14 protein-coding genes are annotated in these 14,662 nt (G+C 71.2%); 4 read left to right on the forward strand and 10 right to left on the reverse strand.

Annotated features, from left to right (window positions below; all coding sequences use genetic code 11):
• Positions 1–2 precede the first annotated feature (2 nt).
• Positions 3–1,916 (forward strand): alpha-amylase family glycosyl hydrolase, encoded by a 1,914-nt coding sequence (locus ASF21_RS04440; protein WP_055767299.1) that lies wholly within the window; start codon positions 3–5, stop codon positions 1,914–1,916.
• Between the two features lie 39 nt (positions 1,917–1,955).
• Here the strand turns inward: ASF21_RS04440 and ASF21_RS04445 are convergent, their stop codons facing one another.
• Positions 1,956–2,945: a hypothetical protein gene (locus tag ASF21_RS04445; protein ID WP_055767301.1), complete on the reverse strand. Its 990-nt coding sequence runs from the start codon at positions 2,943–2,945 to the stop codon at positions 1,956–1,958.
• The gene (locus ASF21_RS04450; RefSeq protein ID WP_055767303.1) at positions 2,942–3,286 is read right to left on the reverse strand and encodes a PadR family transcriptional regulator; all 345 of its coding nucleotides are present in this window, start codon (positions 3,284–3,286) and stop codon (positions 2,942–2,944) included. The genes ASF21_RS04445 and ASF21_RS04450 overlap by 4 nt, the downstream gene beginning before the upstream one ends.
• A 163-nt stretch (positions 3,287–3,449) precedes the next feature.
• Here ASF21_RS04450 and ASF21_RS04455 point away from each other — a divergent pair, with 163 nt between their 5' ends.
• From ASF21_RS04455 to ASF21_RS04465, 3 genes are all read left to right on the forward strand, one after another.
• The gene (locus ASF21_RS04455) at positions 3,450–4,016 is read left to right on the forward strand and encodes a hypothetical protein (RefSeq protein ID WP_157365733.1); all 567 of its coding nucleotides are present in this window, start codon (positions 3,450–3,452) and stop codon (positions 4,014–4,016) included.
• 52 nt (positions 4,017–4,068) lie between these two features.
• Complete coding sequence (locus tag ASF21_RS04460; RefSeq protein ID WP_055767310.1) at positions 4,069–4,770, forward strand: PspA/IM30 family protein; 702 nt, start codon at positions 4,069–4,071, stop codon at positions 4,768–4,770.
• Between the two features lie 105 nt (positions 4,771–4,875).
• A complete protein-coding gene (locus ASF21_RS04465) occupies positions 4,876–5,559 on the forward strand; it encodes an SDR family NAD(P)-dependent oxidoreductase (RefSeq protein WP_055767313.1) in 684 nt (227 codons plus the stop codon).
• 247 nt (positions 5,560–5,806) lie between these two features.
• On the opposite strand, the gene ASF21_RS04470 is transcribed toward ASF21_RS04465, so the two are convergent.
• From ASF21_RS04470 to ASF21_RS04505, 8 genes are all read right to left on the reverse strand, one after another.
• Entirely contained in the window at positions 5,807–6,367 is a 561-nt protein-coding gene (locus tag ASF21_RS04470) for a hypothetical protein (RefSeq protein ID WP_055767316.1), read from the reverse strand.
• On the reverse strand, positions 6,364–7,380 hold the full coding sequence (locus ASF21_RS04475; RefSeq protein WP_055767319.1) for a DUF695 domain-containing protein: 1,017 nt from the start codon (positions 7,378–7,380) through the stop codon (positions 6,364–6,366). Before ASF21_RS04475 ends, ASF21_RS04470 begins: the two co-directional genes overlap by 4 nt.
• A 120-nt stretch (positions 7,381–7,500) precedes the next feature.
• Positions 7,501–8,718 (reverse strand): MFS transporter, encoded by a 1,218-nt coding sequence (locus tag ASF21_RS04480; RefSeq protein WP_055767322.1) that lies wholly within the window; start codon positions 8,716–8,718, stop codon positions 7,501–7,503.
• Positions 8,715–9,593, reverse strand: a complete 879-nt coding sequence (trmB, locus tag ASF21_RS04485; RefSeq protein WP_055767325.1) for a tRNA (guanosine(46)-N7)-methyltransferase TrmB — start codon at positions 9,591–9,593, stop codon at positions 8,715–8,717. The genes ASF21_RS04480 and trmB overlap by 4 nt, the downstream gene beginning before the upstream one ends.
• Positions 9,594–9,618: 25 nt before the next feature.
• Positions 9,619–10,869, reverse strand: a complete 1,251-nt coding sequence (locus ASF21_RS04490; RefSeq protein ID WP_055767328.1) for a M20 metallopeptidase family protein — start codon at positions 10,867–10,869, stop codon at positions 9,619–9,621.
• 168 nt (positions 10,870–11,037) lie between these two features.
• The gene (gene yjfF, locus ASF21_RS04495) at positions 11,038–12,051 is read right to left on the reverse strand and encodes a galactofuranose ABC transporter, permease protein YjfF (RefSeq protein ID WP_055767331.1); all 1,014 of its coding nucleotides are present in this window, start codon (positions 12,049–12,051) and stop codon (positions 11,038–11,040) included.
• Complete coding sequence (locus ASF21_RS04500) at positions 12,051–13,082, reverse strand: ABC transporter permease (RefSeq protein ID WP_055767336.1); 1,032 nt, start codon at positions 13,080–13,082, stop codon at positions 12,051–12,053. The genes yjfF and ASF21_RS04500 overlap by 1 nt, the downstream gene beginning before the upstream one ends.
• Positions 13,079–14,602 (reverse strand): sugar ABC transporter ATP-binding protein, encoded by a 1,524-nt coding sequence (locus ASF21_RS04505; protein WP_055767339.1) that lies wholly within the window; start codon positions 14,600–14,602, stop codon positions 13,079–13,081. Before ASF21_RS04505 ends, ASF21_RS04500 begins: the two co-directional genes overlap by 4 nt.
• Between the last annotated feature and the right edge of the window lie 60 nt (positions 14,603–14,662).

The following is a 14,662-nucleotide window of genomic DNA, read 5'->3' on the forward strand; positions in this document are numbered from 1 at the left end:
ACGTGCAGGAGTCCTTCCTGGCCCCGCACCACGACGGGTCGCCGCTCTACGTCCCGCAGCAGTCACCGTCGCTGGGGGAGGAGCTCGTGATCCGCATCCGGGTCCCCGCCCTCTGGGGGCGCCCCGGACGCGTGTTCGTCCGGTCCCTGCGCGACGGCGAAGCGCACTACGACGAGGCCCGGGGGCCGTCCGCAGGGAACGGCGACGCCGCGTGGTCGTGGTGGGAAGCGCGCGTCACCGCCGTGAACCCGACGCTGCGGTACCGCTTCCTCCTCGAGCTGCCGGGCGGGGACGGGCCGGTCCACCGCTGGCTCGGCGCCGTCGGGATCTCGACCACGGACCCGGCCGACCGGGACGACTTCCGGATCGACTGCCGTCCGGCGCCGCCGGGCTGGGTGCAGGATGCCGTGGTCTACCAGGTGTTCCCGGACCGGTTCGGCCGGTCCGCGGACGGTCCGCCCCACGACGCGGTGCCGCGGGACCTGCCGGAGTGGGCGGTCGGGTGCGCCTGGCACGAGCCGGTCCAGCCGCACGGCGGGCTCACGCCCCGTCAGGTCTACGGGGGGACGCTCGACGGCGTCCGCGAGCGGCTCGATCACCTCGCCGACCTCGGCGCGAGCGTCCTCTACCTCACCCCGTTCTTCCCCGCCCGTTCCAACCACCGCTACGACGCGACGACCTTCGACGTCGTCGACCCCCTCCTCGGCGGCGACGAGGCGCTCGTCCGCCTGGTCGGGGCGGCGCACGAGCGCGGTATCGCCGTCATCGGGGACCTGACCGTGAACCACACGGGCGATGGCCACGACTGGTTCCTGCAGGCACTCGCCGATCCCGCGAGCGCGGAGGCGGACTTCTACTACGTCAGCGACGACGGCACGGAGTACGCGAGCTGGTTCGGCGTCCCGAGCCTGCCGAAGCTCGACTGGTCCTCGGCCGAGCTGCGGCGCCGGTTCGTCGAGGGCCCGGATTCCGTGGTGGCGCGGTGGCTGCTCCCGCCGTTCGGCCTCGACGGGTGGCGCATCGACGTGGCCAACATGACCGGCCGCCACGGGGCCGAGGACCACAGCCGGGAGGTCGCCGCGCTCATCCGGGGCACCATGGACGCCGTGCGGCCGGGCCTGATGCTGATCGCGGAATCCACGGGTGATGCCACGGAGGACCTCGCGGGCCGTGCATGGGACGGCGGCATGACCTACTCCCACTTCACGCGGCCGCTCTGGCAATGGCTGAGCCGGGGGGCGGGCGTGACGGCGGACCTCAACTTCTTCGGCACACCGGTGCGGGGTGTCCCCCGGATCGAGGGCCGGGACCTGGTGTCCACGCACACCGCCCTCGCCTCGGGCTTCTCCTGGCGGGTCCGGACCCAGACCCTGACCGCGCTGAACACGCACGACACCGCGCGGGCCGCGTCCGTCATGATCGAGGGCGGACCGGCCGTCGGGCTGGTGCTCGCCTGCTTCCTCCCCGGGCTGCCCACCCTGTTCGCCGGCGACGAGTTCGGCCTGTCCGGAGTCAACGGCGAGGACTCCCGGACGCCCCTGCCCTGGGGGGCGGCCGACGGTGCCTCCGGGAGCCTGAGCGCCCACCTCCGGTCCCTCACCGCGCTCCGCGAGGCTTCCCCCGCCCTGCGGCAGGGGTCGGTGCGATGGCTCGCTGCGGACGCGGACGCCGTCGTCCTCCTCCGCGAGCACGAGGAGGAGTGCGTGCTCCTGGTCGCGGCGCGGGCCGACTACGACGGCGTCCGGGTCCCGTCCGGGCTCCTGCCGGGGAGCTGGGCCGATGCGGAACCGATCGGCCTGCGCCTGCCCGGCGGCGGAGTCGTCGCAGGCACCGACGGCCTCGTGTTCTCCGGGCAGGGTCCGGGGGCGCAGGCGTGGCGCCTCCCCGGCACCGGCCCCGGCGGTCGGGACCGCTGAACGCCGTCGTGCCCGTCCGGACCGGGTGCGGTCCTGGGGTCAGCGATGTGCGGAGAGCGGGCGTGCAGGGTGCGCGGCGAGCGCCCGGTGCGCCCTCAGGAAGCCGTCGGCCACGTCCCAGGCGGCGATGATCACGACGGCGGCGACCACGATGCCGCCCGCCGTCCACCCGCCTCCCGCTGCGACCGCCGGATCCCACCCCACGGCGTCGGTGAAGGCCGGATTGAGCACCCTGCCGCCGGCCCACAGCAGGAGGGCAGGCACGGCGAACGCGAGCCCCAGCACGAGGTTGACCACTGCGGACCACCAGGACCAGCCGCGTCGATAGACCCGGAGGGCGAAGAGGGCTTCGGCGGCGATCAGGCCGAGGAACCACGGGATCCAGAAGGACCACAGTGCCGGGTCAAGCAGCGGGACGGCTCCGCCGGCCTCGTCCCGGACCACCGAGCGGAGCTGCTGCCAGACGATCGCGCCGGCGAACAGGCCGAGGAACACCAGGGAGGCGATGAACTCGGGCAGGCGTGCGCTCCGGTCGTGGTCGGGCAGGTCGGGCAGGCGGTCGACGGTCCACTCCATGGTGCCGTCGGTGGTCCCGCTGCGTTCCAGGACGACGAACAGCAGGGTGGTCCAGAAACCGATGTGGACCGTGGCGGTGATCGCCGTGGACACCGCGCTGCCGATCGCACCGCCGATGCTCCCGGTGGTGAGCAGCCGGACGACCAGGACGGCCACCGTCGCGAGGGGGACGACGATGAGCAGGACGGTCCTGAGGAGCCTGAGCCAGTCGAGGTAGTAGCGGGGTCCGATCAGCGTGAGTGGTCGGTCGACGTAGTCCGCGGCGAGCCGTTCCGGATCCCCCAGCTCGGAGAGTGCGTCCCGTTCGGCGGCTGCGGGATCGTGGCGGGTGGCGGTCCGCGCCTCGACGGCGCCCTCGATCAGGTCCCTGATGTCGAGTTCGAGATCCGGCCGTTCGGATTCGGGAACGGTGCGGACAGCGGCCCAGATGTAGCGGTCGGTCAGGCTGGTCATGGTTCTTCCCCTTCGGAGAGGCGATGCAGTGATGCGGTCAGCCGATCCCAGTCGTCGGTGAGGAGTGCGGCGAGGTCGTCGCCCGCCGGGCTCGTCCGGTAGAACTTCCTGGGACGGGACTCGGCGGTGTTCCACTCGCTGACCAGCAGCCCTTGCTTCTCGAGGCGGCGGAGGAGTGGGTAGAGCGTGTTCGCGTCGACCTGGATGCCCAGGACGTCGAGTGACTCGAGGAGCGAATAGCCGTAGTCGGGCGTTCGCAGCCGGGTGAGGCAGGCCAGGACGACGGTTCCCCGCCGCAGTTCCTGCAGGTGCCCCGCAGTGAGGTCGTCGTCTCTGCTCATGCCTGGAATAATACTGTGTGACGCACAGTATTGGAAGAGGCACGATGAAGTGCGGGAGCCGGAAGCGTTGGGGGCCCACCCCTGCCCCGTCCTCGGGTCCGGGTGGAATTTGTCGGAGGACGAGGGCAGACTGGAGGAATGGCAGCCACTCCGGATCAGCACCATGCTTGAGGTTCTCGTCGAGACCCTGGCGGTCGGTGCCGGGGTGCTCGCGACCATCGGAGCGGGAACGGGCATCGCCGGCTGGCTCGTGGTGCGGAAGGTCAGGCGCTCGCGCGTCATCGAGCGCACCCGGGACCGCGGCATGCTCGCGGCCCGCGCGTACGCCCCGGACCGACTCACGCGTGAACCCGCACGGCTCATCGGCGAACTCAAGCGGTCTTCGCGCGCCACCCACCTCGCGCTGCAGGAAGCCTCCGAACAGGGGCGGCCGGTCGGGGACCTGCCGCGGGCCGCAGCGGAGATCGACCGGGCAGCGGCGTCCATCGAGAACATGCTGCGCACCGCGGACCGGGAGCCCAACCGGCAGCTCAAGGAGGAGTTGACCACCGATCTCGCCGCCCAGGCCAAGGCCCTCGACGAGCTCTCGGCGGAACTGCGCCGCAGCCTGCTGAAGACCTCGCGGTCCATCGACACCCGCCAGCTCGATCAGGCCACCACCCGTCTCCGGGGAGAGATCTCGGCCATGGGGACCTGGCGGGACACCTACGGGAACCGCCCGGACTGGTGATCGGTTCAGTCTGGGAGGGACGACACCACTTCAGCGACCACCGGGGGTCCACGTGACGATCAGACGGCGTATCACGCGCATCGTGAAGGCCAACCGCAGTGCCGCCGTGGAGGCGAAGCAGGACCCGCGCGTCGAGGCGCAGAACGCGCAGGCGGCGCAGCGCACCCTGCTCGACCAGGCGCGGAGGGGCGCTGCCGACGTCGCCGCCCACCACCACCGGGTGGGGCTGGCCGCGAACGAGGCGGCGGCCTACCTCAACCGGGTGGAAGCCGCCGTGGCTGCGGCGGTCCGGCGTGGGGACGACGACGCCGCCCGTGCCGCCATCCGGGAGTCCATGACGGCGCGGCGACGCCTCGACACCCTCACCGCCCAGCTCCGCGAGGCCGAGCAGCAGGCCCGGCGGCTCCACGAGGACGTGCAGCGGCTGGAACACCGCGTCCGGCAGAACGCGATGGAGTACGACGCGATGGTCGCGCGGCGTGCGGCGGCACAGGCCGCCATCGGCGTCCACGAGGCCCTCGCATCCTCCTCCCGTGAGGCCGCCTCGATCGAGGCGGCCCGCCGCAGCGCCGAGCTCGAGGTCCGCCGCTTCGAGGCGCAGGCCCGGGCGCGCGAGGAGCTGTCCTGGTCCGACCCGTCGTCGCCCCGGCTCCAGCAGGCGTTCGAGGAGCTGGAGGCGGAGGCGTCCGTGCAGCAGCAGCTCGACGAGCTGAAACGTCGGGACCACCGGGGCGGTCCGCCGGCGCAGTACTGAGCGCGCTGCGCCCTCCCGCGACCTGTGCCGGAGGGGATCGAAGGGCCGGACGGCCCGGTATCCGCTGCCCCGGGGACGGTCGGAGCCCGTTGCTACAGTGAGCCCATGACTGAACTCAGCGGTACCCACGTCCTGGTCGTCGGCGCCACCGGTGTGCTCGGCGCGGAGCTGGCACGCCAGCTTGCCGCCCAGGGCGCGCAGCTCACCCTCTCGGGCCGGTCGGAGGAGAAGCTCGCGGTCCTCGCCGGCGACCTGGGGGAGGCCGTCGTCGGGCAGGTGGCCGCCGATCTCGGCAAGCCCACGGGGCCGGCCGACATCGCCGCTGCGGTGTACGGGCGGGAACTCCACGGCGTGGTGTTCGCCTCCGGCGTCGTCGCCTTCGGTCCTGCTGTGGAGGTGGACGACGACACCCTCGACGAACTGATGCTCGTGAACCTGCTCGGCTACATGCGGCTGATGCGCGAGGTGGCGCCGAGGCTCGGCAAGGACTCCTTCATCGCCCAGATCAGTGCTGTCGTCGCCGAGAGTCCCACCGCGGGGATGGCCGCCTATTCCGCGACGAAGGCCGGCCTCAGTGCCTACGGGAAGGCGCTGACCCTCGAGCTGCGTCGACAGGGCGTACGCGTGCTCGACGCCAGGCCACCCCACACGGAGACCGGTCTCGCCACGAGGCCGATCGCCGGCGAGGCGCCGAAACTGCCGCAGGGCAAGGATCCCCGATCGGTCGCCGGGCGCATCATCACGGCCATCGTCGAGGGTGAGCGCGACCTGCCGTCGTCGGCCTTCTGACCCGCCCTGTCCGTGGCGCCGGCGCTGTCGGCGTCACGGTTCGGACCACCCCGGACGGCCGTTCGCCGTGGCCTGTCCCACGCTCGCGGACGTGCCCTGCGCGGGCGGTCCCCCCGACTCCCGCGCCCCGGCGGCGGCCTACGTCCGGAGGATCAGCACCGAGGTGGCCGCGGTGCAGACCAGGCCGAACAGTGCTGCCACCGCGCACCACGCGGTGTCCGCATCCCGTCCGTCGGGGCGCGAACGGTCAGGTGCCCGCTGTGCTGCGGCGGCCGGTGAGGGTCCCGACGGACTGGACGAGGGACCAGCCCAGCAGCACGAGCCCCGACCCGACCCCCGAGACGACGCCGACGAGGACGGCGTCGCGCGTCGAGAAGGCCAGCACCAGCCCGATCACGCCGAGGGCTGTCATCGCCGTCGCGATCGCGACCAGCTGACGCCGGCCCTCCGGCCACAGCCGCGCCAGCGGGAAGAAGTGCACGCCCACCACCAGGGCGATCCAGCCCAGCGCTGCGGCGGGTTCCACCTGCCGGAGCACGGCGAGGCCACCGAAGAGCGCGAGGGCCTCGATCAGGACCACGAACCAGTAGAACCGGGTGAATCCGGCGGGTCGGGCGCGCCCGGCCCGCCGGAGGTCCTGGGCGGTCCGCAGGAACCCGAGGACCACGACGACGAACGCGGCCACGGCGGCGGCCCTCAGGGTGGTGGCGAGGACGACCGGCAGCCCGGTGGCGTTCACGAGGACGAACACCAGGCCGAACGATGCCCCGATGAGGTGGCCGACGAAGGTGGGGGAGCGGTAGGTCATGTGAAGTCCTGTACTTTCTTCCAGCCGGGATCGACGGCATGCCGGGCTGTGACGGATCGGCGGTCGCGCACGGCCATATCGAGGGCATCGCGCCCGTTCTGGTCCTCGGAGTCGGAGTAGAAGTGCAGGGTGCTGGCCCCCCTGGAGGTCTCCACCGCGACCAGCATCCCGCGGATGCCGAGGGACCTGACCAGCGTGTCCTCGAGTTCGTCGAGCCCGGCCACCGCTCCGGGCGCCGGGAGCCCCTGCTCGTCGGCGTCGAACGCCGCGCGGACGGTGGTGTGCAGGTCGAAGCGAGGATGGTCGATCCACCGCAGGGGGCGGAGGACCCGCACGGTCACCGGTGCGCCGCTCCCGTGCCGGCCCTGCAGGACGAGCCAACCGGGCTCGGGCAGGGTCCGGGCGAGATCCCGCACGCGTCCGGGCACCTCGGCGGCGGGGATGCTGTCGACGACGTCGTGCACGATGCAGTCCACGCGTCGCACCCAGCGCTCGACGTCGTCCTCGCCCAGCAGCCACTCGAGGAGCAGGACGCACAGTCCGTGCTCGTCGTCCCACTGGCCGGTGAACCCGGGGTGGTGGACCGACAGGATGAAGCCGTCGCCGGCCCGGGTCACCGCCGCGTGGACGCGCGTGCGGCGCAGGTCGAAGGTCCTGCCGCGATAGGTGATGGTGGAGTCGAGCATGTCCGGCTTCGCGCTCCGGGCGGGGACGAACTCCCAGCGCCTGCCGGCCGGTGGCGATGCGCGGTACCAGCGCTCGGCCACGGGGCGGAGCGCCGCGTCACCGCCGCTCGAGACGCAGAGCGTGTGCTCCGCGTCCGTGCCCGTCCTGGTCTCCCACTCGAGTCCCCTGGCCATCGCCCGGACGCGACGCGTCATGACGTCCACGTAGGCGTCGAAGTCGCCGGCCCGGGTCGCGGTGGTCAGCAGTTCCTCGCCGTCGTTCGCCCACCAGTCCCAGAAGGCGCTGATCGCGTCCCCGCCGGCCCTCCGGCGGCTGAAAATACCCATGTCCCTGCGTCCCCTGGTCGGCGTCCGGGATCGTCCGGCTGCTCCAGCGAATCTACCCGTGTCCGGCGGGTGGCGGGGAGCCGGGCACGGCGTGTTGACCAGCGCGGCCGGTGCCCCGTGTCACCTGAGCGGATGTGCGCCGGGAGCTCCCCGCAGCGCGACGACGGCGAGGAGTCCCGCGGCCAGGCACAGGGCAGCGGCGAACCCGGCGACGCCCGGCCAGCCGTACGACCCGAAGAAGAGACCGCCGACCCAGCCGAGGACGCTCGAACCGGCGTAGTAGCCGGCGTTGTAGAGACCCGCGGCCTGGGCGCGGCCCGCGGTGGCGAGCAGCGGCGTCCACCCGGACGCGACGGAATGTGCGGCGAAGAACCCTCCCGTGAAGACCACGAGCCCGACGACCACGAGCGGGAGCAGGTCCGAGAGCGTCACGGCCAGCCCGACGAGCATCACGGGGAGCGCCGAGAGGAGGACGGGGAAGCGTCCGACACGGACACTGATGCCTCCCGCGAGACGGGACGTCGCGGTGCCGGAGAGGTACGCGAGGAACAGCAGGCTGACCAGCGAGGCGGGGAGCAGGAAGGGCGGAGCCTCCAGCCGGAACGCCAGGTAGTTGTAGACCGCCACGAACCCGCCCATCAGGAGGAACCCCTGCGCGTAGACCGCCAGCAGGCGGGACGACCGGAGATTCACGAGGACGCGCGCGGCCAGGGACGGTCCCCGACCCCGCAGGACGGGGACGAAACCCCGCGCACGGGGCGCGAGGAGCACGAAGGCCACCGCGGCAGCGCCGGCCATGGCGCTGACCGCGAGCACCCCCGCCCGCCAGCCGAGAAGATCCCCCACCGGCCCGGCGACCAGCCGGCCCGCGAGTCCGCCGAGCGTGGTTCCCGCGATGTACGTTCCCGCAGCGACGGCGGCATGCATCCGCTGCACCTCCTCGAAGAGGTAGGCGAGCGCCGTCGCAGGCACCCCGCCCAGCATGACCCCCTCGAGGAACCGGAGGACGATCAGCGCCTCGAAGGTCGGCGCCAGCGCGGCCAGGAGACCGAGGACGACGGCGCCACCGATGGCCCACGCCATGGTCCTGCGGCGCCCGGCCCGGTCGGCGACGGCCGACCACGGGATGACGGCGCCGGCGAGGCCGAGGGTCGCCGCCGACACGGTCAGTGCGGCGCCGGCTGCCGACACCCCGAACTCCGCGGCGACGCCGGTGAGCACGGCCTGCAGCGAGTAGAGCTGGGCGAAGGTCGCCAGACCGGCGAACAGCAGGGCCAGGAGGATCCGCCGGTAGGCGGGGGAGTCCCTGGCGTGGCCCGCCCAGGCCCCATCCGTCACGCGCGACGGTAGGCGAGGTCGAAGACCATCCGTCCGGCCGCGATCGCCTTGTTCTCGAAGCTGGTCAGGGTGCGGCCCTCGAAGCGCGGGGCCCAGCCGCCACGCTCGTCCGTGCCCTCGTTGACGCCGGTGTTCCCGGTGCTCACCGGGTCCCTGCCCGCCCGGACGGGAGCACCGCCCACCACTGCCTCCACGCCGCTCGCCCACACCTGCGTGAGCGGGCTCTCCGGGCCCGTGCGCTCGCCGGCGTGCAGGTTCACGAAGTCCCCGCTCGCCTCCAGGACCTCGCGCATCTGGACGGCGTAGCTGGACCAGTCCGTGGCGAGCCGGAAGACGCCGCCCGGTTCGATGACGCGCGCGGCACGCTCCACGTAGTCCTCCTTCACCAGCCGGCGTTTGTGGTGGCGGGCCTTGTGCCACGGGTCGGGGAAGAAGGTCCACAGTTCCGCGACGGACGACGCCGGGATCATGCCGGTGAAGGCCTCCGCGGCGTTCACCTGCGCGGTCCGCACGTTGGTGAGGCCTCTCTGGCTGATGCGCAGCATGGTCTGGGCGAGCCCGGGACGGTACACCTCGAGGGCGAGGTAGTCGCGATCCGGATCGAGTTCCGCTGCATGCGTGATGGCCTCGCCGAGGCCGGACCCCACCTCGACGACCAGGGGAGCCGAGCGCCCGAAGGCGGCGGCGACGTCGAGCACGAAACCCGGTGCCACCGAGGTGTCGGCGTTCTCGATCCGCGGGACGTCGATGAGGAACGCCGCTGCGAGATCGTCCCATGCCTCGCGGCGCCTGCCCTGCAGGCGGGACCCCCGGCGGACGAAGGACACGGGTTGGGTGCGGTGCGGCTGGTCGGGGTTCTGTTCTCGAGGCTCCATCGCCCCCAAGGCTACCGGCTGCACCTCATACGGCCGGGGTCGGACGCCTCCCGTCCGAGGCCAGCCGGGAGATGGCGAGCTGGGCGTAGAGCGCGGCGCCGTCGGCCAGGATGCCGTCGTCGAACACCGCGTACGGCGAGTGGTTGAAGGGCGAGCCGGACGGGTCGGCGCCCGGCGCGACGGCCGAGAGGAAGAGGAAGGAACCGGGTACCGCCTCGAGGATGCGGGAGAAGTCCTCCGAACCGCTCATGGGTTGCGGCATGGTGAGGTACCGGTGGGCGCCGAACAGGGCGCCCACCTGCGCCTCGGCGTGTGCCGTCTCGTCATGGTTCGTGACCGTCACCGGGTATTCGTGGAGGTACTCGATGTCCGCCTCGAGGCCGTGCGCGGCCGCGATGTGCCGGACGAGTCGCGGAGCGGCCTCGGTCATGCGATCACGGTTCGCCGCCGAGTAGGTCCGGACCGTCGCCTCGATCCGCGCCGTCTCCGGGATGATGTTCCGCTGCGTCCCGGCACGCAGCACGCCGACGGACAGCACCACGGGGTCGAACATGTCGAACTGCCGCGTGATCATGACCTGCAGCTGCGTGACGATCTCCGCCGCCACGGTCACCGGGTCCTTCGCCGAATGGGGCGAGGATCCGTGGCCGCCCGCCCCGCGGACGGTGACCAGGAGCCCGTCCGATGCCGACATCAGTGGGCCGCTGCGGCTCGCGAGCACCCCCGTGGGGAGCAGGGAGGACACCACGTGGATGCCGTAGGCGGCGTCGGGCTTCCTGCCGGCTGCGTCGAGGACGCCTTCGCGGATCATGACGCCGGCGCCGTCGTGCCCCTCCTCGCCCGGCTGGAACATGAGCACGACGTCGCCCGGGAGCTCGCTTCGCCGCTCGGCGAGCAGGGTCGCGGCGCCGGCGAGCATCGCGGTGTGCAGGTCGTGGCCGCAGGCGTGCATGGCGCCGTCGACCTCCGAGCTGAAGGGCACGCCCGTGGCCTCCTGCACCGGGAGCGCGTCCATGTCGCCGCGGAGGAGGACCACGGGTGCAGCACCCGCGGCCGCCCGGCCGGCTCCGCCGCGGAGGACGGCGGTGACCGACGTCGTATCCGTCCCGAGGGTGATCTCGTAGGGGAGTCCGTCGAGCGCCTGCAGGACCTTCTCCTGCGTCCGCGGGAGGTCGAGCCCCAGCTCGGGTTCGCGGTGGAGCCGGTGCCGGAGATCGGCGATGTCACCGGAGAGTGCCCGCGCGTCCTCGAGCAGGGTGTCTGGGGACAGGGTCATGGGTTCCTCCTGGCAGGGGCTGCGGCACTGGTGCTCCCACCCTCGCAGATGAGCGCACCGCTGGCGAGACGCCGGCTGCGCGGCTCACCGCGTCGGTGCACCGCCGGGGTATCGCGCCCCCGACGGCACACCGGTCCGGGCTCTCCCGCATCCGGTCGCGGGCACCTGTCAGGTGACCGGGACTTTTCGGGAGAAGAGTTTCTGCAGCAGGATGAAGGCCAGCAGCAGGGCGCCGATCACGATGCGTGTCCACCAGGAGCTGAGGGTGCCCTCGTAGGAGATGAACGTCTGCACGATGCCGAGGATGAGGACGCCGGCGAGGGAGCCGAGCACGTACCCGTAGCCGCCGGTGAGGAGCGTCCCGCCGACCACGACCGCCGCGATCGCGTCCAGTTCGAGCCCCGTGGCCGCGAGACTGTATCCGGAGAGGCTGTAGAAGGAGAAGAGGACGCCGGCGACCGCCGAACACAGCCCGCTGATCCCGTAGACGAGCACCTTCGTGCGGGGTACGGCCAGTCCCATCAGGAGGGCGGAGGATTCTCCGCCGCCGATGGCGTAGACGGTGCGTCCGAACCGGGTCTGGTGCAGGACGTAGAAGGCGAGGGTGACCACGAGGAGTGCGATCACGACGCCGGGGGAGATGAACATCCGTCCGCCGAGGGGGATGCGGGCCTGGGCCATGGCCGTGAAGAAGGGATCGGTGACGGTGATCGAATCGACGCTGATCACGTAGCAGAGACCGCGGGCGAGGAAGAGCCCGGCCAGGGTCACGATGAAGGGCTGGATCTCGAAGACCTGGATGACGAGGCCCATGAGGAGTCCGAAGGTTGCCCCGGTCAGGAGGACCAGCGCGATGACGGCGATCGGGTTCCAGCCCGCCTGCAGGAGGGCTGCGGCGATCATCATGGAGAGGGCGACGACGGACCCGACGGAGAGGTCTATTCCTCCGGTGAGGATCACGAAGGTCATGCCCACGGCGAGGACGATGAGGAACGTGTTGTCGACGAGGAGGTTGAGGAAGACCTGACCGGACAGGAAGCCGGGATACATGACCGCGCCGGCGGCGAACATCGCCAGGAACAGGCCTACGGTCGCCAGGGTGGGGGCGTAGCGCGCCTTGCCTTGGAGCAGGCTGATGCGGGTCCGGTTCAGGGGTGCGGGGGTCCGGGTGACGACGGACATCAGATGGCCACCTTGACGTCGGAGGTCGCGGTGACGGGTCGTCTGCGTTGCTTGAGCAGGGTCCGGGCCCGGCTCGATTGCAGCAGGCACACGATGATCACGACCAGGGCCTTGAACACCAGGGTGACCTCCGGGGGGATGCCGAGCGTGTAGACGGTGGTGGTCAGCGTCTGGATGATGAGTGCTCCGATCAGGGTGCCGACGAGGCTGTACCGACCGCCGGCCAGCGAGGTCCCACCGATCACGACGGCGAGGATGGCGTCCATCTCGATGTAGAGGCCGGCATTGTTGGCGTCCGCGGCCGTCACGTTGGAACTGATCATGAGGCCGGCGATGGCGGCGCACAGTCCGCTGAACACGTAGACCGCCATCGTGATGGTGCGCGCGTTCAGGCCGGCGAGGCGGCTGGCCACCGGATTGATCCCGACGGCCTCGATGAGGGTTCCGAGGGCGGTGCGCCGGGTCAGGAGCCCGGCGGCGAGGAAGGCCGCTGCGGCGATGAGGATGGAGATGGGCAGGCCGAGGACGAAGCCCGCCCCGATCGACTGGTAGGAATCGTTGGACACGGAGATGATCTGCCCGTCGGTGACGAGTTGTGCCAGACCCCGCCCGGCCGTCATCAGGACGAGGGTCGCGATGATGGGCTGGATGCCGACGACGGACACGAGGAACCCGTTCCACAGGCCGAGGACCAGCCCTGCCACCACTGCCAGGGCCACCGCGACCGCTGCGGTCCGCAGCGAGGAGGGGTCCGGGGACGTGTAGATGTAGGTGCAGGAGACGGCGCCCGCGATGGCGGCGACAGCCCCTACCGAGAGATCGATCCCGCGGGACGCGATGACGAGGGTCATCCCGAGGGCGATGAGGATGGTCGGTGCTCCGTTGCGGAGGATGTCGATCAGGCTGCCGTACAGGTGGCCGTCCTGAAGGCGGACGGACAGGAAATCGGCGCGGAACACCTGATTCAGGAGGAGCAGCAGGACCAGGGCGAGGACCGGCCAGGTCAGGCGGTGCTTCAGCAGCGCGTTCATGCGGCTGATCCGGCGATGATCGTCATGACGTCTTCCATGGTGACTCCGTCGTTGGGTAGGTCGGCAACCATGCGTCGGTCCTTGAGGACGGCGATGTGGTCGCTCAGGCGCAGCACTTCCTCGAGTTCCGCGGAGATGAAGATGATCGACATGCCGTCCCCGGCGAGGGTGCTGATGAGTTTCTGGATCTGCGTCTTGGCGCCGATGTCGATCCCGCGGGTCGGTTCGTCGAGGATGAGGAGCTTCGGGTTCGTGATCAGCCAGCGTGCCAGGAGGACCTTCTGCTGGTTCCCGCCGCTCAGGTTGCGGATCAGTGCGTCCTTGTCGGCGGGTCGGATGTCCAGCGCGCCGATGAACTTCTCGGTCAGCTGATCCTGCTGATGGGCCGGGATCCTCCTCAGCCACCCCTGGCTGGCCTGCATCGCCAGGACGAGATTGTCCCGGACCGAGAGGTCGCCGATCAGCCCCTCCTCCTTGCGGTTCTCGGAGGAGAACGCGATGCCGTGGTCGATGGCGGACCGGGGTGATCTCAGGGTCTGGGCGGTTCCCCTGATGGTGAGCTGTCCCTGGTCCGCGCGATCCGCGCCGAAGAGGAGTCGGGCGGTCTCCGTCCGGCCCGATCCCAAGAGACCGGCCAGGCCGAGGATCTGTCCCTCGTACAGGGCGATGTCGACGTTGCCGACGGACCCCTTCCGGCCCAGCTTCTCCGCCAGGAGGAGCGGCACGGCGTCGGTCCTGTCCGGCCGCGTACGGACGTCCGATCGGTCGAGCTCCGTCAGGGCGTCGAGTTCCTTGCCCATCATCTTCGAGATGAGCGACATGCGGGGGAGCTCCCTCGTCATGAACTCACCGACGAGCCGGCCGTTGCGCAGCACCGTCATGCGGTCCGAGATCTCGTACACCTGTTCGAGGAAGTGCGAGACGAAGAGGATGGCGACGCCGTGGTCCCGCAGGGAGCGGATGACCGCGAAGAGCTGCTGCACCTCCTCCGTGTCGAGGCTGGAGGTCGGCTCGTCGAGGATCAGCACCTTCGCATCCACCTGGACCGAGCGGGCGATCGCGACCAGTTGCTGGATGGCGATGGAGTGCGAGGAGAGCACGGATCCGGGATCGAGGTGGCCGAGATTCAGCCGCTCGAGGACGGCCCTGGCCCTGCGGCGCACCTCCTTCCAGTGGATACCTCCCCTGCGGCGCGGTTCCCTGCCGAGGAGGATGTTCTCCTCGATCGAGAGATTCGGGCAGAGATTGACCTCCTGGTACACCGTGCTGATGCGCGCGTCCTGTGCTTCGGCCGGGCCGGCGAATCGATGCTGCTCCCCGAGGACGGTGATGGTCCCGCTGTCGATCGCGTACACGCCGGTCAGGGCCTTGATCAGCGTCGATTTGCCGGCACCGTTCTCTCCCATGAGCGCGTGGACCTCGCCCTGGAACAGTCGGAGATCGACGCCGTCCAGGGCCTTGACCCCCGGGAACTCGATGGAGATGCCGCGCAGGTCCACGACGGGGACGATCTCGTTCATTCAGCTGTCTTTCCCTTGCGGGATGCGGTGGGCGAGGCCCACCGCATCCCTGGTGTCATC

This window comes from Arthrobacter sp. Leaf234 (genome assembly GCF_001422665.1).
Taxonomy (GTDB): Bacteria; Actinomycetota; Actinomycetes; order Actinomycetales; family Micrococcaceae; genus Arthrobacter_D.